Consider the following 19410-nt stretch of genomic DNA (forward strand, 5'->3'; position numbering starts at 1 on the left):
TAGACCACCGCTTCCGCTCCGCAGTCGGTGGGCAGTCAGGCCAGAGATTCGGCAAATGGCAGATAATGTTTCCGATCGGCAGGATAGCCGGTCTTGAAGCGAACTCCAAAACAGGTCTCCGGTCAGCCCGGAAGCAACAGCCGCCGCTTCCATGACGGAGCAGCGAATTTCCCCATTTGGTGCGACGGAAAACGCAAGCTTTCCGCCCTCTCCGCACCCTCAAGCATGATACCTACAGACCTATAGCGGGTCGGAAGATGAAGGCAGCTCCTTGCTGTCCTGCGTTCTGTCGCGATGGATCACGGCGCGGCTGAGCAGCATGAGCGTTACCGGCGTTGTGATGACCACAAAGACGGTAATCAGCACTTCATGCAGAATCGGCTTCGATTGCAAGATGGAGAAAAATATGATCGAGGCGATCAAGATTCCGCCAGCACCAAACGACGAGCCAAGCGTGGGGGCGTGAACACGCTCGTAAAAGCTTTTGAAGCGGACGAGTCCGATGCATCCGACGAGTGTCAGGAAGGCGCCGGAGACCAGAAAAAACGCAATGATCACAGCGGCCCATACGGGAAGTTCACCTGCATTGATCATTCGATCACCTCCCCGCGCATGAGGAATTTTGAAAGTGCCACGGTGGCAACGAAACCCAGAAGAGCGATAATCAGCGCCGTCTCAAAATAGATGATGCTGCCCGTACGTATGCCGAACGTGATCAGGAGAAGCAGCGCGTTGAGGTAGAGCGCATCGGCCGCAAGAATGCGATCCTGCGCACGCGGGCCTACAAGCAGCCGATAAACTACACAAGCCAGAGCGCCAAGAAGCATCAGCTGAGCAGCAAGCAGGGACCAGAAGATAATGACTGCACTCATGCGGATTTCTCCTCTTCCATGACGTCCGCCGCTCCGAATATCTTGATGAGCGGCTGCTCATATCTTCCCTTGATCGTGTCCCGCCACGCCTGCGCATCATCCAGATCGAGTACGTGGATGGTCAGTTCGTGCCTTGCAGCGTTGTAATCCACCCAGGCCGTGCCCGGCGTCGCTGTGATTATGCAGGCGAGAACGGCAAGAGCGGTCCGGTTTTCCAGATCAAGCTGGATAACGACAAAGCCCGGACGTCGCTTACGCTTGCGTGACAGAATGATGCCAGCCACCGCGATATTGGATTGCAGGATGTCATAGCTCATGGTGCCGAACAGCAAGAGCATCGTCGGGATCGAACGAATATGGTTCTTCTGCGGTTGCAGGGCCGTCATGATGAGACAAGCCACGAGCGCGATGATCGCACCAAGCAGGAGCTGTGCCCGTGTGAAGCCGTTCAAAAGCAGCCAGAACAGAAGCAACGAGGCGAACAGAAGCGGGTAAGGCAGGATCTTTTTCACTGTGCCCCCTCCGTTTCGGTGCCTGCACGGGGCGCATTGAGGACACTGCTGATATAAGATGCGGGATTGTGCAGCGAACGCGCCGTTTCATCCATATAACGCATCGCCGGGCCGGCAGCGATTGTCAGCGCCAGACAGATTGCCAGAAGCCCCGCAATCGGAACGACTTCCCGGACCAGAACGCGTGGCACGTTGCCTTCGAGCGATGCCCAAAACGTGCGAATGCCGGTACGTGTCATCGCGATCAGTGCTGAAAGACCAGACAGCAGAAGGAGCGCGACCAAAGCCCAGCTTGCCGGACTGACTGGCATTGCGAGCTGCGGTGTCGGACTGTCGCCGTTGAAAACCGCTGCCAGAATCAGGAATTTGGCAATGAATCCAGAGAATGGCGGCAGGCCGATCAGCAATATCGCACAAATGCCGAAAAACGTTCCCAGGACGGCAAGGGTTGCAGGCAACACAGCCCCGACTTCGTCTTCGTCTTCTTCCTCCTCATCGTCACCATAGGCTTCCATGGTAACGGCGAGAACGTTTGCAGCCGCATCCTGACCGCGTTCGATCAGTTCGATCAGCAGGAAAAAAGCCGCGATGGTAAGCGTGGAACTCACCATATAGAACAGCGCGGCGCCGGTCATGGCGGTGTTACCGCTGCCAATGGCAGCCAGCAACGTGCCAGAGGATACGAGGATACTATAGCTGGCAAGACGTCCCATTGCTTGCGATGCGACCACCCCGATCAGGCCGAAGGCCAGTGTGACCATTCCACCGAAATAGAGCCAGTCATTGCCGAAACCATAGGAAGAACCGGCACCGATGCCGAACATCAGAGGCGACAGGCGCAAAAGGACGTAAATGCCGACCTTGCTCATGATGGCGAAGACCGCCGCCACCGGTGCTGCTGCTGCCGTATAGGTTGGCGCAAGCCAGAAATTGAGCGGCCACATGCCTGCCTTGACGAGGAAGGCAACGCCCAGAACCGCAGCACCTGCTTCAAGCAGCATACGATCTTCAGCTGCGACCTGCGGAATTCTCTGTGCAAGATCGGCCATATTCAAGGTGCCGGTCACGCCATAGATCAGGCTGACGCCGATCAGAAACAGAGACGACGCGACGAGATTGACGGCAATATAATGCATGCCGGCCTTTACGCGCGCCGGACCTGATCCATGCAGCGCCAGGCCGTAGGATGCCGCCAGCATCACTTCGAAGAACACGAAGAGGTTGAACAGATCACCAGTCAGAAATGCGCCGTTCAGCCCCATCAGCAAAAGCTGGAAGATTGTATGGAAATGCGGGCTGGCTTTGTGCCAGTGCGCGAGTGCGAAGCTGAGTGAAGCCATGCCGAGCAGGCTGGTCAGCACAAGCATAAGGGCCGCGAGACGATCCAGAACCAGCACGATGCCAAACGGTGCGGGCCAGTTGCCGATCAGGTAAACCAGAGCGTCAGGGGCCTTGTCGCTCGCCATGCCAGCAAGCGTGATGGCAATCGCGATCAAACCCAATGTCGAGATGGAGTTGATGGCCATCTTGAGCTTGCGCTTGCGCTCATCGAACAGCAGCAAGACAGCTGCCGTGACGAGCGGCAGAATGATTGGAGCAACGATGAGGTGCGTTTTCCAGTCCAACATCAGTTCTCCTTGCCGTCCACGTGGTCCGTACGCGTCAACCCGCGCGAAGCGAGCAGCACGACAAGGAAAAGTGCGGTCATTGCGAAACCGATGACGATGGCGGTCAGTACGAGCGCCTGTGGTACCGGATCGGTATATTGTGCGGCCTGAACGTCAACACCGCTATCGAGCACCGGGGCAGCATTCGTGCGCAAGCGTCCCATCGAAAAGATGAAGAGATTGACCGCGTAGGAAATCAGCGACAGGCCGATTGCCACCTGGAAGGTACGCGGGCGGAGAATGAGCCAAACGCCGGATGCCATCAACACGCCGATTGCCAGAGCAAGAACGAGTTCCATCAGTTCTCCTCCTTCGTTGCGGCCAGCTTCTCGACACGGTGTTTACGGAGTGATTGGTGTGCGAGTGCAATCAAAACCAGCACGGTAGCGCCAACCACGAGGGTGAAGACGCCAAGATCGAACAGCAGGGCGCTGGCTGTCGGCATTTTTCCGATATGCGGTATTTCCGTATATTGGAAGAATGTGGTGAGGAACGGATAGCCAAAGAACCACGACCCCGCGCCTGTTGCCGCTGCAAACAGCAGTCCGAGCCCGATCCAGCGCAATGGCAGAATGCGTAAGCGGTCCTCGACCACGCGTGCACCAGACGCCAGATATTGCAGCAAAAATGCAATTGCGAGCGTAATACCGGCCGCGAATCCGCCGCCTGGCAGATCATGACCGCGCAGGAACAGATGCACTGCCAGCACAATGATAACCGGGAACAACCATTGCATGATGACGGACGGCACGGCCAGATAATCGGCCAGTGTTTCACCTGCCTTGCGGTCAGGCGCTGCCTCGTCATAGGCGTCCTGGATTTTCTGCTGGGCTGTCGATCCGGTTGTGTCAGGGGCAGGACGGAAACGACGCAGGAGCGCAAAAACCGTGAGGCCCACAATACCGAGGACGGCAATTTCGCCAAACGTATCGAAAGCACGAAAGTCGACCAGAATGACGTTTACGACATTCTTGCCACCGCCGCCTGAATAGGCGTTTTCGAGGAAATAGTCGCCGATGCTGCTGGGCGAAATACGCGTCATAACAGCATAGGCGATGACAGCGACCCCTGCCCCGCTGCCGATTGCAAGCAGCAAGTCGCGATAACGGCGGATGCGCGGACCTATCTGCACCGGGAGCGGATCAGGATCCTCCCAACGCTTCGGCAGCCAGCGAAGCCCGAGCAGCAGCAGAACAGTGGTGACGATCTCGACCAGCAACTGGGTCACAGCAAGATCGGGCGCGGACAGCCAGACGAAGGTGATGCAGGTAACGAGCCCCGCCCCTCCGAGGAGGATCAACGCCGCAAGTCGGTGGTACTTGGCCTGATAGGCCGCGCCGATAGCACAGGCGCCACCAAGTATCCAAAGTCCGGCAAAAATCGGGTCCACGGGCTGGGCGCCAAGCGAACCTGACTGCAAGCCGGAAACGAAAATCGGCCAGGCAGCTGCAAGGACGGCCACCGCAACCACGATACGGAGCTGCGGCTGCAGACGACGCGTGCTGAGGAAGGATTCTGCCTTACGTGCCCAGTTCCATGACAAGGTCACGAGAACACGTTCGAAAATGCGCTGCCCTTGCAAATGTCGGAATAAGGGGGGGCCGTCTTCACTGGTGGCAAGATAGTTTTTCAGCATCCAGTGCAGAAGAATACCGCCGATCATGGCGACGATACTCATCATCAGCGGCAGGTTGAATCCGTGCCAGACCGAGAGACTATATTCAGGCGTCGCCTTGCCCAGCACCGACAGAACTGCCGAATGCAGGAACGGTCCGATGGAAAGGCCCGGAATGATGCCTATCAACAGGCAAAGCAGCACCAGAAGTTCAATGGGACGACGCATCCAGTGCGGCGGTTCGTGCGGCTCATGCGGCAGGTCATGCGGTGGTGGTCCGAAGAACGTCGAATAAATAAAGCGCACCGAATAGGCGACCGTAAAGATACCGGCAATCGTGGCGACATAGGGCGTGATCGTATCAAGCCACGACGCCATGTGCGTTTCCACCGCCTCAGCGAAGAACATTTCCTTGGAAATAAAGCCGTTGAGCAACGGTACGCCTGCCATTGCCGCACTCGCGACCATGGCGAGCGTTGCTGTATAGGGCATGGGACGCAACAGCCCGCTCAACTTTCGCATGTCGCGCGTGCCGGTCTCATGATCGATGATGCCCGCAGCCATGAACAGCGATGCCTTGAAAATCGCATGGTTGACCATGTGAAAGATCGCGGCAACCGCAGCAAGTGGGCTGCCAAGAGAAAGCAGAACGGTAATCAGACCAAGGTTACTGATGGTCGAATAGGCAAGCAGCCCTTTGAGGTCCTGCTGGAAAACTGCGAAGAAGCTGGCAATCAGAAGCGTGATCAGCCCTGCCGAACCGACGATCCAGAACCACTCTTCTGTTCCGCTCAGAACCGGCCACAGGCGCGCCAGCAGGAAGACGCCAGCCTTCACCATGGTGGCCGAATGCAGATAGGCCGAAACGGGCGTTGGCGCTGCCATCGCATTGGGAAGCCAGAAGTGGAACGGAAACTGCGCGCTTTTCGTGAATGCTCCGAGCAGGATCAGAATGAGCGCCACGCTATAAAGCGGATGTGTCCGAACGATGTTCCCCGCCGCCAGAACTGTGTCGAGATCGTAGCTTCCGACAATATGGCCGAGGATCAGAACGCCTGCCAGCAGACAGAAACCACCGATACCCGTCACGGTCAGCGCCATGCGTGCGCCGTCGCGGGCACTGGCATTATGATACCAATAGCCGATCAGCAGGAACGAGAAGATGCTGGTCAGCTCCCAGAACACGGCGAGCAATATCAGATTGCCGGATAGAACTACGCCGAGCATCGATCCCATAAAGGACAGCAGGAACGAGAAGAACCTCGGCACGGGATCTTCGGGCGACATGTAATAACGCGCATAAATGACGACCAGCAGGCCGATACCCGTAATGAGCATCGCGAAAAGCCAGGCGAAGCCATCCATTCGGAAGGTGACATTGAGGCCATAGGCCGGAAGCCATTCCACAGTGCCATGAAGCACCTTGCCGTCCGACACGATGGGATAAAGGCTGGCGGTGACAATAAAGGCAACAAGCGCAATCGCTGCCGTAAACCAGGCCGAACCGCTACGATCCGCCCCCCTGAATAAGCCGGTTATGGCGCTGCCAAGAAATGGTAGAAGGACAAGCAGGAAAAGCATTCTGCCGTCCATCGTCATGCGCCACAGGCCTCCTAGCCGAAATCAAGGTTGATCCGAAGCAGGCACCGCTCGAGAAAACAGCAACAGAATCGCTCCGGCAAGTTGTAGTGAGGAATCATATATTCCGATGGCCTTATTATGACCGGCCACGGAACATTATGGCAATAGCTTTCAATGGCTTATCGCATAGATTTGAATTATTTTATCGTTCCCTGCGCCGGAAAATCTATAATTTGTCGACTGCTGCGAACCTCGATACCTGATTGTCGACCATACTGACCTGAAAATCTTTCAGCCGGATGACACAAAACTTGCCATGAATTTTACCGCAGATGCGGCTTCATCCTTCAAGCAAAATCGCCGATAGCCGTTCGGCCTGAACACGAATGTCCGGTACGGCAGTAACCTCCCAGAACGCGCCTTTCGTAACAGGTCCGATACCGAAAAACGGACCGGATGGCTCTCCTCGCTTATTGAGAAGCTGCAGATCCCGTGTGACATCAAAACCGAGATCGAGTGCATCCGGTCGGGCCAAGCCATGCTCCATGAGACCAATCAGTGCCGCATTGCGGGTTGTCGAAAAACGTGGATTGCCGCCACGACAATCAATAACCGTCGATACCTGCAGTTTTTCGACATGCTCACTACGCCGAGGGCGATAACGGACTTCAATCTCGTCGCCTTGGTCGCGCACCGAAACCAGATGGCCTGCTGCGACTTTAAGCTGGCCGCTGTTCACGGCAGCTTCGATACGTTCTGCGACAGCCGGTGCCATGCGATGCCGGTGCACATCCCACCAAGGACGCAGATGACGGAGGAAGCTGCGGCGTTGCGACGTCGGCAGGCTCGCCCAGATGTGTTGTGCATGCGGACGCAGACCATCCATCACGCCACGCCAGCCGGAACCGGTTTTTTCCGCTTCCGTCATCATGGCACGCACGTGCTGCACAAGCTTGGAAAGGCCCAGCGATACCGGCAGATCGTCCGCCGCGATTGGGAAAGCTTGCGTGGGGGCATGAGACGCAGGAAGCAGTCCACGGCGCGAGATCGCATAGATTTCCGCACGATGCCCGTTGTCGAGCAGCGACAGGACGCTGTCGATCATCGACAGACCTGTGCCGAATATAGTCACCGGCGCATCTGTCGGCACATCGAAATAGCCATTGCTCGACCAGTATTCCGTAACGTGATTGCCGGATTTCGCGATGGCGGCCTCATTTCCCGTGGCCACAATCACCGCATCGGCAATGAACGTGTCTCCTGTCTCAGCGGTAACGGCTGCTCTGCCGTCCTTCAGTGCGACATCGACGACGCCGGTCTTTTCAACCCTCAAACGTGTATCATCGTCAGAAAGATAAGGCGCGATAAGATGCTTCATATAGGAGCGGTAGAGTTTGCGTGGTGCAAAACTGTGTGGCTCCCACAAATGGCCGGGAGCGGCAATGTCGCTCGACTGCAACCAGTTCAGGAAATGATCCGGCTGATCGGGATATGCGCTCATATTGCTGGCGCGGACATTGAGAAGATGGCTCGGATTTTCCGTCGCGTATGCGATGCCTGCCCCTAATTGACCTGAACGCTCGAAAATCCGCGCAGTCGAATCTGGTGAGCGCCGAAGCAATTGTGCAGCCAGGATGATGCCGCTTGCGCCCGCTCCGATGATAATGAATGACTTCAAACTATCGTGACCTCGTCCCTTTTCACGACAACGATAAGAAAAGCGCGTCGTCAAACTATCGTTTTTAAATCCCACTGTTTTAGTTAGATTCCGATAAACAATCGCTCTTGTAAACCCCATAAAGCTGGGATGTTGCGCTGTTCAGATGCCTGCAGGGCGCGGACAGCACATGGACGCAACGATCAAAACGTAAACAATAAAACCCGGCTAACAACGGATCGTTGACAGTGTGTTTCAGAAACACGGGCTGGCTTCGACAGCCAAAATAACAATATTTCCCTCAACATCATTCATGAGGTTGTCTTGAAAATCCCAAGCCAGACAGCCTGTTGGACCGCTGAAAAACAGGACAGAATAATGAACAATTCTCTGCTGAATTCCATCAAGAAGCGCCGCACACAGTACGCTCTGGGCAAGTCCCTTCCGCTGTCGAATGAAGACACCGCCGAGCTGATCCGTGAAGCGGTCAAGCACACGCCGTCTTCGTTTAATTCGCAGAGCTCGCGCGCTGTGATCCTGTTTGACGCCGAGAGCGACAGGCTGTGGAACATCGTGAAGGAAACACTTCGCAAGATCGTTCCTGCCGACGCTTTCGCCCAGACCGAAGCCAAAATCGACAGCTTCTCCGCCGGTGCAGGCACGGTTCTGTTCTATGAAGACCAGAACGTCGTTAAGGGTCTTCAGGAAAACTTCCCGCTTTACGCTGACAACTTCCCGGTCTGGTCCGAACAGTCGGGCGGTATGGCGCAACATTCGGTCTGGACCGCGCTCGCCAACGCCGGCATTGGTGCCAGCCTTCAGCACTACAACCCGCTGATCGACCACGAAGTCGCCAAGGCTTGGGACGTTCCGGCTTCGTGGAAGCTCCGCGCACAGATGCCGTTCGGCTCGAACGAACAGCCTTTTGCTGAAAAGGCTTTCATGGACGATGGCGACCGCTTCAAAGTGTTCTTCTAATCGCCTGATTGTACTGTATGAATTGAGCCGGGGGAATTTTCCTCCGGCTTTTGCATTTCCGCGGAAAAATATTTCATCAGACCGTTGTCCCCTCCCCAAAAGCTGGCCTCAAGGACGGTTTCAAGGTGACGCTCGATGTACGTAACAGCCAGCCATTCGTCGGCATAGCGGAAAGCATTCAGCAGACGATGGGTAAGGCAGGCGTTCAGGTGGAAGTCCTGCAGGGTGACGGCAAGCTGACCACCACCAAGGTTCGCGCACGCAAGCACCAGTTGGCGCTGGGTATATGGGGACCGGATTATTGGGATCCGCATACCAATGCGGTCACGTTCATCAACAATCCAAACAATGGCGAAGATGTCTCAATGCGCACCAACGCCTGGCAGGCGCATTGGGAAATTCCGGAACTGACGGCGGAAACAATGGCTGCTGTTGAAGAGCGCGATACAGCCAAACGTGAGACGATGTATCATGATCTTCAAAAGAAGTTTCAGGAAACAAGCCCGTTCGCGATCATCTATCAGCAAATTGAAACGGCTGTGACGGGTCCGAATGTGCACGATTTCAACATGGTGGCCGATGCCAACTATGTTCAGACCGTAACCAAGGACTGATGCGATACGAAAAGGCCGGGCAAAGTGCCCGGCCTTTTTACTCGTCGTCGAAACTGAACGGCGGCAATTTTTCCAGTGCGGATTTCAGCGCTTCCGACCAGCTTTCCGATACGGTTTGATAGTAAGGATCGGTGGCCTCGAACCGTCTGCGAGCGCCAGTTACAAAACTGTCCGCTTCATAAATCTGCATGTCGAGCGGAAGCCCAACTGAAAGGTTGGCTTTCAGTGTGGAATCGAACGAAACCAGCAGCAGCTTCACCGCTTCCTCGAAACTCATCTGCTCCTGATAAGCGCGCACGAGGATCGGTTTTCCATATTTGTTCTCGCCAATCTGGAAAAAAGGCGTATCGGCCGAGCTCTCGATAAAATTGCCTTCGGGATAGATATAGAAAAGGCGCGATTGTCCGCCCTTGATCTGTCCGCCGAGAATAAACGATGCGCCGAAAGCATCGGCATTCTGTCCACCGGTAGCGGAGTTCTGGATCACTTCCTTGACGGTGTCGCCGACAAGACGCGCAACCTGAAACATGGAAGGCGCGTCGAAAACCGAAGGGTGCCTGTCTGCCGGAGCTTTCATCCGTTCTTCCAGAAGACTTGCAACGGCTTGCGTTGTCGCGAGGTTTCCCGCCGAAAGCAGAACAATCACGCGCTCGCCGGGCTCTGACCAGCTTCGCATTTTTGAGAAGACAGAAATATTGTCGAGCCCGGCATTCGTCCGTGTATCGGACATGAACACAAGGCCACGATCGATTTTCATTCCAACACAATAGGTCATAAGCAATATCCGGCAGGCAACTCGCTATCCAGAAAGATCACTGCCCTACATTGATGTGAACCGCAAGGCTTTCCACCGTGCCGCCCAGACGAACGCCGGAAATCGGGGCCGCATCACGATAGTCGAGGCCGGTTGCAATCCGCACGTAACGGTCATTCGGACAAATATTGTTGGCGGCATCGAACCCCACCCATCCCAGACCATCAATATGGGCTTCAGCCCATGCGTGACTTGCGGTTTGTTCTTCCACACCTTCCATCATCAGATATCCCGATACGTATCGCGCCGGAATGCCGATCAATCGGGCTGTGGAAAGGAAAACATGCGTGTGATCCTGGCAAACGCCCTTCCCACTTTCCAGAGCGCTTTCAGCATCCGTTGAAACGCTCGTCGTCCCCGGCATATAGGCGACCGCCTTGTGGATGGTGTTCATCAGATCGTGCATCAGGGCAAGCCGTTCCTGCCCGGTCGTGAGATCAGCTGCCAGCGCCTTGATGCGTTCGCCCGGCGCAGTCAGCGGCGTCTCGCGCTCGAAGAGCCAGAGCGGCGCATAACCATAGACTGATCCAAGCACTCCGGCCCGGTCTTCCATCTCGACGCTGCCGCTGGCGGTTATGACAATTTCATTGATATTGCGAGAATGCTGGACCAGATCGGTCTTGTTGCCGAAGCCGTCGACATAGGAAACCTCCGGCTCACCGCCTTCGATTTTTAACTCCCAGTGCTTGACCATCTGGCCCGGCACCGTTGGCGGACGCAGCCGCAACCTTTGCACCGCATAAGGAACCGGATGCTCATAGCGATAATGTGAAACGTGCCGGATGTTGAGCAGCAAGCGAAGACCTCAATAGAAATTATAGGTTTCAGCAATCTCGTTGCCGAGCCGGTTGTTGCGAGTGATGAATTCGGTCAGAAACTCATGTAAGCCCACATCGAAGATCGCGGATATGTCCTGATTTTGCAGGCTTGCATAGATTTTGTCCGCTGTCGCGTGGCAGGCAGCACGATTGCCATAATCTTTCGACAGGTAATCCAGATGTTCGGCGATGCTGCGATAACAGTAATGGAGTGAACGCGGCATACGGCCGTTCAGGATCAGGTAGTCCGCGACTTGCGCAGGACGGTAATCACCATCATAGACCCACCGATAAGAGCGGTGCGCGGAGACCGACCGCAGGATCGATTCCCATTGATAATTGTCCAGCGTCGTGCCGACATAGGATATCGCAGGCAGCAGGACATAATATTTCACATCGAGAATACGAGCCGTATTATCAGCGCGTTCGATGAAAGTACCAAGGCTTGCAAAGTCGAAGATTTCGTTGCGCAGCATCGTGCCATGGAAAGAGCCGCGAATGAGCGCCGTCTCGCGCTTGATCTGGTCGAGAAGCTGCGGAAGGTCACTTTCCTTCAACGGCTTACACAGCGACTTTTTCAGTGACATCCATGCTTCGTTTACGCTTTCCCACGCCTCGCGCGTCAGCGCCGTGCGCACCATGCGGGCATTGGAACGCGCGGTTTCAATGCAGGTCATCACGCTTGATGGATTGTCTGCATCGCGCAGCAGGAAGTCCGCAACATTGGCGGCGTTATAGACGTCGTATTTTGCAGAGAAGCCCTGACTTGCACCCGCTGAAACCGCGACCGAAGACCACTCCTCGGGTGCGTCAGACGTTTTCGTCAGCGCCATGCGAAGCCCCGCATCGACGAGACGTGCCATGTTTTCGGCACGCTCTATGTAGCGGAACATCCAGTAAAGTCCGTTTGCCGTACGGCCAAGAAGCATAAATCATTCCCCTTTTCGCGCCCTGATCTTGTCGTCAGTTGCAGCACGTTAATGCAGTTTCAGTCGTCGAGTACCCACGTATCCTTGGTTCCGCCGCCCTGGCTGGAATTCACGACAAGCGATCCCTCCTTCAATGCCACACGGGTGAGCCCGCCGGGTGTGATGCGGATGCGATCCGAAACCAGAACAAATGGGCGCAGATCGACATGGCGTGGCGCCAGCCCGCTCTCGGTAAAGATGGGCGTCGTTGAGAGCGCAAGCGTGGGCTGCGCGATATAGTTGCGCGGCCTTGCCTTCAGTTTCTCTGAAAAAGCATCGCGTTCGGCCTTTGTCGACGCGGGGCCTACCAGCATTCCATAACCACCGGAGCCGTGCACTTCCTTGACGACAAGCTCGGCAAGATTGTCGAGCACATAAGCAAGGCTATCTGGTTCGGAACAACGCCAGGTCGGAACATTTTCGAGAATGGCCTTGCGACCCGTATAGAACTCCACGATCTCCGGCATGTAGGAATAGATCGCCTTGTCGTCGGCGATGCCGGTTCCGGGCGCATTGGCAATCGTGATATTCCCTGCCCGGTAGACATCCATGATGCCTGCAACGCCGAGCGTCGAATCCGGCCTGAATGTCAGCGGGTCGAGAAACGCATCGTCCACACGCCGATAGAGCACGTCGATAGCGCGATAACCTTGTGTGGTACGCATCGCGACACGTCCGTCAACGACGCGCAGATCGCTTCCCTCGACCAGTTCGACGCCCATCTGGTCGGCAAGGAATGCGTGTTCAAAATAGGCTGAATTATAAATGCCGGGTGTCAGCACCGCGACGGTCGGCACATCCTGCGTGCCGGGAGGCGCAACACTTGCCAGCGACTGGCGCAACAATTGCGGATAATTCTCAACCGGGCGAACCTTGACGTTCTGAAACAGCTCGGGAAAGAGTTGCATCATCGTCTCGCGATTTTCCAGCATATAGGAAACGCCGGATGGCGTGCGGGCATTGTCCTCCAGCACATAGAACTGGTTCTCGGCGGTGCGCACGATATCGACGCCGATAATATGGGTGTAGACATTGCCCGGAGGACGGAAGCCGATCATCTCGGGCAAGAAGGCTTCATTCTTGGAAATCAGGTCTTTCGGAATGCGCCCTGCCCGGACAATCTCCTGACGGTGATAAATGTCATCGAGGAAGGCGTTAAGCGCCATCACACGCTGTTCGATGCCCTGCGACAGACGCCGCCATTCCTGACCTGAAATGATACGCGGGATGATATCGAAGGGAATGAGGCGCTCGCCCGCTTCCTGATCGCCGTAGACAGCAAAGGTGATGCCCGTCTTGCGGAAAACGCTTTCGGCGTCATCGCTTTTCTGCAGAAGTTTGTGCGGGTCTTGGCTGTCGAGCCACTGCTTGAGAAATTCATATGGTTGGCGGACATTCCCGCCATGGTTGAGCATCTCGTCAAATGGCTTCACTTAATTCCCCTTCTTTTTCCCTATTATTCAGTCCTGACTCAGGGAAAAGCAAGCATGGAAATTATGCAAAAGCGCAAAGCTGGGTTGCGCAATTTCGTCGCGACATGAGCCCCGAGGTGCGTTCTACTACGCCCGCAAACACAGCTCTGGCGAAAATTCAACCCGGTCGATGGGCTTTCACGACTGCCGGATCGGTGTCGATACGCCCGGCTTCGATGAGGTCGAGACAATAAGGCACTGCCGGAAAAATTGCCTGCAAGGTCATGGCAATTGAAGCTGGTTTACCGGGAAGATTGAGGATGAAGCTCTTGCCGCGACTGCCTGCCGTTTGGCGGGATAGAATGGCGGTCGGGGTTTGTTCCAGGCTGACGCGGCGCATCAGTTCGCCGAAACCGGGTAGTTCCTTATGCAAAACGGCCTGCATGGCTTCCGGTGTTTCATCGCGCGGGCTTGGTCCCGTGCCACCCGTGGTCAGGATCAGATCGCAGGCTTCGTTGTCACAAAGATCGATAAGCGTGTCGCGTACCGATTCCATGCCATCGGGAATGACACGGCGAATTGTTTCATAAGGCGTGACGACAGCGCTTTTCAGCCATGCTTCCATGGCTGGGCCACTCAGATCTTCGTATTCCCCACGACTTGCGCGGTCGGAAACAGTCACGAAACCGATCTTTACCATCATACCCTCTCAGCAAATCTCTGGCTTTCATCAAATGTCCGGCGATCTTATAGGCGCTCGCCGGTTTGATGTGAAGGTTTGCATACTCCCAAATGAAAACGCCGCCCGAAGGCGGCGCTTTGCTTATGATGTCACTCGAAAATTACGGCGTAACGTCGAAGCCGAACCACTTTTCCGACAAACGTTTGATCGTGCCGTCAGCCTTTGCAGCTTCAATGGCAACGTCGAACATCTTCTTCAGTTCGGTATCGTCCTTGCGCAGACCGACAGCAACGCCACGGCCCAGAATGCCGCCCTTGAAGAACGGACCGGTCATGACGATGTCTTCGTTGCCCGGCTTCTTGGCCGCATCCGTGAGGTAAGCGAGCGAAGCCACGATCAGATCTACGCGGCCAGACTTCAGGTCGAGGTCGTGCTGTTCCGTGGTCTTGTATTCACGGATGTCGATGCCATCCTTGAAATACTTGTCGAGCAGCGACAGGCCGAGCGAAGCGGTCTGGACGCCGACGGTGCGGCCCTTGATTTCAGCCGATACTTCGTCGATTGCTTTCTGGGCAGCCGCTTCATCCTTGGCGAGATAAAGGGTTTCGCCGGTATGCGGCAGCTTGGCGTAAGGGCTGTCCTTCAGCGTCGCAAAGGTCTGCGGCGTCAAGCCATAGGAAATCGAGAAGCTGATAGTTTCTTCGCGCTTCGGCGTAGCAGTAAGGCCAGCCATGATCGCATCGAACTTGCCGGCATTGAGCGCCGGAATGATGCTGTCGAAAGGCTGCGCAACCATCGTGCACTCAACCTTCATGCGGGCGCAGAGGTCCTTGTAGAGATCGACTTCATAGCCATCCAGCGAGCCATCGGGCTTGGTGAAGTTGTAAGGGCGGAAAGCACCTTCCGTGGCGATGGTGATCTTTGTCCACTTCTTTTCCTCGGCATGGGCCGAGACGCTCGTCAGAGCGAGAGCGGAAATGAACACGGCTTTGAAAAGTCCGGTGGTCTTCATTGCAGATATCCTGTTGCGGTTATTTCTGTCCGGCTTACGCCGGAACACAGAATTTCGGTAATTAGGCAGCGTTTTCGTGGCTGATAAACTTGCGGAAACGTTCCGACTTCGAGTTGCCGAACACGTCTTCCGGCGCACCGTCTTCTTCCACCAGACCCTGATGGAAAAATACGACGCGGTTGGAGACGTCGCGCGCGAAGCCCATTTCGTGGGTCACGACCAGCATGGTGCGGCCTTCTTCGGCAAGGCCGCGCATGACGCGCAACACTTCACCGACCAGTTCCGGATCGAGTGCTGAAGTCGGCTCGTCAAAGAGCATGACTTTCGGCTTCATCGCCAGTCCGCGGGCGATTGCGGCGCGCTGCTGCTGTCCGCCCGAAAGATGGGCCGGATAGAAATCGCGCTTGTCAGCAATGCCGACCTTTGCCAGCAAAGCTTCCGCTTCTGCCACGCATTCCGCGCGCGGGCGTCCCTGCACATAGATCGGCGCTTCGATGATGTTTTCCAGAATGGTCTTGTGCGACCACAGATTGAAGCTCTGGAACACCATGCCCAGTTCCGAACGAATGCGCGAAACCTGTTTCTTGTCGGTCGGGTAGGCTTCACCCTTCGAATTCTTCGCCATACGGATGGTTTCGCCCGAAACCGTCACAGTGCCTGACGTCGGTGTTTCCAGAAGGTTGATGCAGCGCAGGAAAGTCGACTTGCCGGAACCCGACGAACCGAGGATCGAAATGACCTCACCTTCACGTGCTTCAAGCGAAATGCCTTTCAGCACTTCATTCGCACCAAAGCTCTTGCGCAGGTTTTCGACTTTCAGCGCCACCGGTGCATTGGGGGAAACGATTTTGCTCACGATGTTTGTCCTTCGGAGGAAAGCTTGACGACCGGCTGGCGCAGATAAGGGGTCAGCTTATATTCTGCGAACATCAGCGCACGTGTCAGAACGAAGTTGATGGCAAGGTAGATCGCTCCGGCGATCACGAAGATTTCTATGGCTCGATAGCTCTCGGCGATCAGCTTTGCTGCGATACCAGTCACTTCCATGAGTGTGATGATCGACGCAAGCGAGGTTGCCTTGATCATCGATATCATCTCGTTGCCGTAACCCGGCAATGCCTGACGGACCGCAAGTGGCATGACGATGCGACGGAAGCAGGTGAAGGACGACATGCCACAGGCTTTTGCAGCTTCGATCTGGCCATGCGGCACCGACAGCAGGCCACCACGGATGATTTCGCTCGCATAGGCGGCGTTGTTCAAAGTCAGCGCAATGATCGCACACCAGTAAGGCTCGCGCAAAACCGGCCACAGGAACGAGTAACGGATGGCCGGAAACTGGCTGAGACCGTAATAGATGATGAATATCTGCACCAGAAGCGGTGTTCCGCGGAACACGAACACATAAAGGCGGGCAATCCAGTCCAGCACCTTGATGCCCGACAGGCGCATCAAGGCGAAAAGCAAGGCAAGTATGGCGCCAAACACGATGGAAGTTGCCGCAAGCTTCAGGGTCAGCGGCACGCCGCCCAGCATCTGGAGGAATGCATCGGAATAGAATTCAAGGTTCATTTTGCCCTCCGGACGCCACGCGAGAAGTGACGCTCGGCAAACTGCAGAAGCCCGCCGGAAACAGACGAAATCAGCAGGTAGAGCGCACCGGCAATGAGGAAGAAGTTGAAGGGCAGTCCGGTCGAGCCAGCGCCGATCTGTGCCTGACGCAGAAGCTCAACCACACCGGCAACCGACACCAGAGCGGATTCCTTGAGCGAAACCTGCCAGACATTGCCAAGACCCGGCAATGCATGTCGCAGCGCCAGCGGCGCAATGATGCGGCGGAATTTCAGCATCTGGCCCATGCCGCAAGCAGTAGCGGCTTCGAGTTCACCTTTGGAAACGGCCCGGAATGCACCACGAAACACTTCGGTGTGGTGCGCACCACAGGAAATGGCAATTGCCAGCACACCCGCAAGAAAGCCCGGAAAGCCAATGAAGCCTTCCGCGCCGAAATATTTGCCAAGTGCTGTGACTGCCGCACTGCCACCGAAGTAAAACAGATAGATGACGAGGAGATCCGGAATACCGCGAATGATCGTGGTGTAGCCATCGGCGACAGCGCGAAGCGTGCGCCCGCCGGAAATCTTCGCCCAGGCAGCAAAAACGCCGATGGCAGCGCCAAGAAGGAAGCCCAGGACGGCGAGCGCCACGCTCACCAGTGCACCCATCATCAGCACGTAGCCCCAGCCGTCGGGCCCGAAGCTCAAAATATCGAGAAAGCCCATCTGCTTCATGATGCGTCAGGCCCTGTTGGAATTGGGGGATTGAATGTCATTTCTATTTTCAGATTCTGTCTGCCCGCCCGCGTCATTTCGCGGTTTCGGGCAGAGCGGGTTGAACGCTGTCTGGAATCGGATTGACGAACACGGTTCCGTCGAGCCGTTTTTCGTGATCCTGCTTGGCTTTCTTGATCTGCTCCGGATTACGGAACAATTCGATGGCCGTGCTGCCTATGATCTTTGCAGCATGGGCCATGCCTTTATGCGCCGCGGGCAGCTTGCCCTGCGCCACCATCTGCCACGAATGAAGCGGCGTGCCAATTGCGCAGGTCGCGCCGCGCATCTGCACGGTGGGCACGACCCAGCTCACGCTGCCGACATCGGTAGAGCCGACGAGGGTATTATCGCCTTTATAGGGCGTATAGATATCTTCACAAAGCGCGAGGCCATCTTTCGGCTCGACGCCGAAGCGGCGGAAAGCATCTGAAATGTCTTCCCTGGACAGTGTCTTCTGGAAACGGCTTGCAGTTTCACGGTCCTGCTCATCGAAGTCCGGAGGTCCGAGTCGCTCGAGCTGAAGCTGCATCATCTGTTCCAGCGGCGTGTTGCCAATCAGATCGGCATCGCCGCTGACGATTTCGCTGCGGACCGTCGTTTCGGTCATCAGCGCCGCGCCGTCGGCAATCTTCTTGACGCGTTCCAGAAGGGTCTGCATTTCCGGCAGGCTGCGGGCGCGAACGAGATAACGCACCGTTGCCTTGGCCTGCACGACATTCGGCGCAAAACCACCTGTATCGGTCACAGCGTAATGAATGCGCGCCGTGGACGGCATATGCTCACGCATATAGTTCACGCCGACATTCATCAGTTCAACTGCGTCCAGCGCACTGCGCCCCAGATGCGGGGCTGACGAAGCATGGGCTGCGCGACCGCTGAAGTGAAAATTGATTTCGTTGCAGGCAAGCGAAACCGGATCGTTTACACCAGCAAAAGGCGCCGGGTGCCAGCAAAACGCGATATCCACATCGTCAAAAAGTCCTTCGCGGACCATGAACCCCTTGGCTGAACCGCCCTCTTCCGCCGGGCAACCGTAATAGCGCACGCGGCCCTTGATGCCCTGTGCGGCAAGATAATCCTTCACTGCCGCAGCAGCGAGCAACGACCCTGAGCCCAACAGGTTATGACCGCAGCCATGTCCATGGCCGCCGGCCTCGACTGGCTGCTCTTCAACCAGTCCAGATATCTGGCTGAGGCCCGGCAATGCATCGAACTCACCAAGGATGGCGATGACCGGTCCTTCGTCGCCAGCTTCGCCCATCACCGCAGTCGGCAGGCCCGCAATACCACGCTCGACGCGAAACCCTTCGGCTTCCAGCATCGCCGCATGGGCATCGCTCGATTTGTACTCTTCGTAGTTTGTTTCAGGATTATCCCAAACCGTATCGCTCAGTTCGAAATATGCGGCGCTCTTGGCGTCGACGATATCCCAGATATCGTGATGGTTTTTCAACTCGGCTCCATCGATCATTTCACCGACGCCATACAAGATGGCGGCGGGCATCAGGACATTCAGGCAATGCAATTGCCGAACCTTCCTCAGACTGCATTTTTTGATGATGCTGATAGAACTCAGGCCCCGCTCTCGCAAGGGCAGATCGGAGAGTTGATGCGAAATTGCTCATTTTCAGGCAGTTTTCTGCCCTCAACAAGCTGTTTCGGTCAATTCGTCCGATTGAAGTTAGCTGTTAGCCTCCCACACGCCTCAATATTCCTCGCACCTGTACTCAGCAGTACCCGAGACAAATGGCGGGGAGTAGCCATGATATTGGTCAAAATTATTGTGAGTTTTTGCAATATGAGAGGTTCCTCCTGACAAATTGCCAACAAGTTCGTAGAAGCGCTGCGATCGCCACTTCTGCTCCCCCTTGAGTG

At 55.9% G+C, this 19410-nt stretch carries 19 protein-coding genes; 2 read left to right on the top strand and 17 right to left on the bottom strand.

The window, feature by feature from the left end:
• Positions 1-240: 240 nt before the first annotated feature.
• From mnhG to CES86_RS26235, 7 genes are all read right to left on the bottom strand, one after another.
• Positions 241-594 (bottom strand): monovalent cation/H(+) antiporter subunit G, encoded by a 354-nt coding sequence (gene mnhG / locus CES86_RS26205; protein WP_012092939.1) that lies wholly within the window; start codon positions 592-594, stop codon positions 241-243.
• Positions 591-872 carry a K+/H+ antiporter subunit F gene (locus CES86_RS26210; protein ID WP_010658733.1) on the bottom strand — a complete coding sequence of 94 codons (282 nt, stop codon included), beginning with the start codon at positions 870-872 and terminating at the stop codon, positions 591-593. Before CES86_RS26210 ends, mnhG begins: the two co-directional genes overlap by 4 nt.
• Complete coding sequence (locus CES86_RS26215) at positions 869-1384, bottom strand: Na+/H+ antiporter subunit E (protein ID WP_010658732.1); 516 nt, start codon at positions 1382-1384, stop codon at positions 869-871. Before CES86_RS26215 ends, CES86_RS26210 begins: the two co-directional genes overlap by 4 nt.
• Positions 1381-3009, bottom strand: coding sequence for a monovalent cation/H+ antiporter subunit D (locus CES86_RS26220; RefSeq protein ID WP_029927494.1), 1629 nt, complete (start codon positions 3007-3009; stop codon positions 1381-1383). The genes CES86_RS26215 and CES86_RS26220 overlap by 4 nt, the downstream gene beginning before the upstream one ends.
• A 2-nt stretch (positions 3010-3011) precedes the next feature.
• Entirely contained in the window at positions 3012-3350 is a 339-nt protein-coding gene (locus tag CES86_RS26225; protein ID WP_010658730.1) for a Na+/H+ antiporter subunit C, read from the bottom strand.
• Entirely contained in the window at positions 3350-6265 is a 2916-nt protein-coding gene (locus CES86_RS26230) for a monovalent cation/H+ antiporter subunit A (protein ID WP_010658729.1), read from the bottom strand. The genes CES86_RS26225 and CES86_RS26230 overlap by 1 nt, the downstream gene beginning before the upstream one ends.
• Before the next feature lie 322 nt (positions 6266-6587).
• Positions 6588-7925: an FAD/NAD(P)-binding protein gene (locus CES86_RS26235; RefSeq protein WP_094515813.1), complete on the bottom strand. Its 1338-nt coding sequence runs from the start codon at positions 7923-7925 to the stop codon at positions 6588-6590.
• Positions 7926-8282: 357 nt separating this feature from the next.
• Between CES86_RS26235 and CES86_RS26240 the strand changes: the two genes are divergently transcribed.
• Both CES86_RS26240 and CES86_RS26245 read left to right on the top strand, forming a co-directional pair.
• Positions 8283-8882 (top strand): nitroreductase family protein, encoded by a 600-nt coding sequence (locus tag CES86_RS26240; RefSeq protein WP_012092935.1) that lies wholly within the window; start codon positions 8283-8285, stop codon positions 8880-8882.
• Positions 8883-8932: 50 nt separating this feature from the next.
• A complete protein-coding gene (locus tag CES86_RS26245) occupies positions 8933-9496 on the top strand; it encodes an ABC transporter substrate-binding protein (RefSeq protein WP_255411954.1) in 564 nt (187 codons plus the stop codon).
• A gap of 37 nt (positions 9497-9533) precedes the next feature.
• Here the strand turns inward: CES86_RS26245 and CES86_RS26250 are convergent, their stop codons facing one another.
• From CES86_RS26250 to CES86_RS26295, 10 genes are all read right to left on the bottom strand, one after another.
• Positions 9534-10271 (bottom strand): proteasome-type protease, encoded by a 738-nt coding sequence (locus CES86_RS26250; RefSeq protein ID WP_012092933.1) that lies wholly within the window; start codon positions 10269-10271, stop codon positions 9534-9536.
• Positions 10272-10308: 37 nt separating this feature from the next.
• Positions 10309-11106 carry a transglutaminase family protein gene (locus tag CES86_RS26255; RefSeq protein WP_012092932.1) on the bottom strand — a complete coding sequence of 266 codons (798 nt, stop codon included), beginning with the start codon at positions 11104-11106 and terminating at the stop codon, positions 10309-10311.
• Between the two features lie 9 nt (positions 11107-11115).
• Positions 11116-12057 carry an alpha-E domain-containing protein gene (locus tag CES86_RS26260; RefSeq protein WP_010658723.1) on the bottom strand — a complete coding sequence of 314 codons (942 nt, stop codon included), beginning with the start codon at positions 12055-12057 and terminating at the stop codon, positions 11116-11118.
• A gap of 59 nt (positions 12058-12116) precedes the next feature.
• Positions 12117-13529: a circularly permuted type 2 ATP-grasp protein gene (locus CES86_RS26265; RefSeq protein WP_012092931.1), complete on the bottom strand. Its 1413-nt coding sequence runs from the start codon at positions 13527-13529 to the stop codon at positions 12117-12119.
• A gap of 157 nt (positions 13530-13686) precedes the next feature.
• A complete protein-coding gene (gene mog / locus CES86_RS26270; RefSeq protein WP_010658721.1) occupies positions 13687-14208 on the bottom strand; it encodes a molybdopterin adenylyltransferase in 522 nt (173 codons plus the stop codon).
• Between the two features lie 142 nt (positions 14209-14350).
• Positions 14351-15202, bottom strand: a complete 852-nt coding sequence (locus CES86_RS26275; RefSeq protein ID WP_010658720.1) for a transporter substrate-binding domain-containing protein — start codon at positions 15200-15202, stop codon at positions 14351-14353.
• A gap of 61 nt (positions 15203-15263) precedes the next feature.
• Positions 15264-16058 (bottom strand): ABC transporter ATP-binding protein, encoded by a 795-nt coding sequence (locus CES86_RS26280; RefSeq protein ID WP_012092930.1) that lies wholly within the window; start codon positions 16056-16058, stop codon positions 15264-15266.
• Positions 16055-16774, bottom strand: a complete 720-nt coding sequence (locus CES86_RS26285) for an ABC transporter permease (RefSeq protein WP_094515814.1) — start codon at positions 16772-16774, stop codon at positions 16055-16057. Before CES86_RS26285 ends, CES86_RS26280 begins: the two co-directional genes overlap by 4 nt.
• Positions 16771-17493, bottom strand: coding sequence for an ABC transporter permease (locus CES86_RS26290; RefSeq protein WP_010658717.1), 723 nt, complete (start codon positions 17491-17493; stop codon positions 16771-16773). The genes CES86_RS26285 and CES86_RS26290 overlap by 4 nt, the downstream gene beginning before the upstream one ends.
• A gap of 73 nt (positions 17494-17566) precedes the next feature.
• Positions 17567-19039 carry a M20 family metallopeptidase gene (locus CES86_RS26295; RefSeq protein WP_012092928.1) on the bottom strand — a complete coding sequence of 491 codons (1473 nt, stop codon included), beginning with the start codon at positions 19037-19039 and terminating at the stop codon, positions 17567-17569.
• Positions 19040-19410 lie beyond the last annotated feature (371 nt).

It is taken from the genome of Brucella lupini (assembly GCF_002252535.1).
Taxonomy (GTDB): domain Bacteria; phylum Pseudomonadota; class Alphaproteobacteria; order Rhizobiales; family Rhizobiaceae; genus Brucella; species Brucella anthropi.

Coding starts and splice junctions, on each gene's coding strand:
- mnhG (WP_012092939.1), bottom strand. CDS start 594: ATGATCAATGCAGGTGAACTTCCCGTATGGGCCGCTGTGATCATTGCG.
- CES86_RS26210 (WP_010658733.1), bottom strand. CDS start 872: ATGAGTGCAGTCATTATCTTCTGGTCCCTGCTTGCTGCTCAGCTGATG.
- CES86_RS26225 (WP_010658730.1), bottom strand. CDS start 3,350: ATGGAACTCGTTCTTGCTCTGGCAATCGGCGTGTTGATGGCATCCGGC.
- CES86_RS26230 (WP_010658729.1), bottom strand. CDS start 6,265: ATGACGATGGACGGCAGAATGCTTTTCCTGCTTGTCCTTCTACCATTT.
- CES86_RS26240 (WP_012092935.1), top strand. CDS start 8,283: ATGAACAATTCTCTGCTGAATTCCATCAAGAAGCGCCGCACACAGTAC.
- CES86_RS26250 (WP_012092933.1), bottom strand. CDS start 10,271: ATGACCTATTGTGTTGGAATGAAAATCGATCGTGGCCTTGTGTTCATG.
- CES86_RS26260 (WP_010658723.1), bottom strand. CDS start 12,057: ATGCTTCTTGGCCGTACGGCAAACGGACTTTACTGGATGTTCCGCTAC.
- mog (WP_010658721.1), bottom strand. CDS start 14,208: ATGGTAAAGATCGGTTTCGTGACTGTTTCCGACCGCGCAAGTCGTGGG.
- CES86_RS26275 (WP_010658720.1), bottom strand. CDS start 15,202: ATGAAGACCACCGGACTTTTCAAAGCCGTGTTCATTTCCGCTCTCGCT.
- CES86_RS26285 (WP_094515814.1), bottom strand. CDS start 16,774: ATGAACCTTGAATTCTATTCCGATGCATTCCTCCAGATGCTGGGCGGC.
- CES86_RS26290 (WP_010658717.1), bottom strand. CDS start 17,493: ATGAAGCAGATGGGCTTTCTCGATATTTTGAGCTTCGGGCCCGACGGC.
- CES86_RS26295 (WP_012092928.1), bottom strand. CDS start 19,039: ATGCCCGCCGCCATCTTGTATGGCGTCGGTGAAATGATCGATGGAGCC.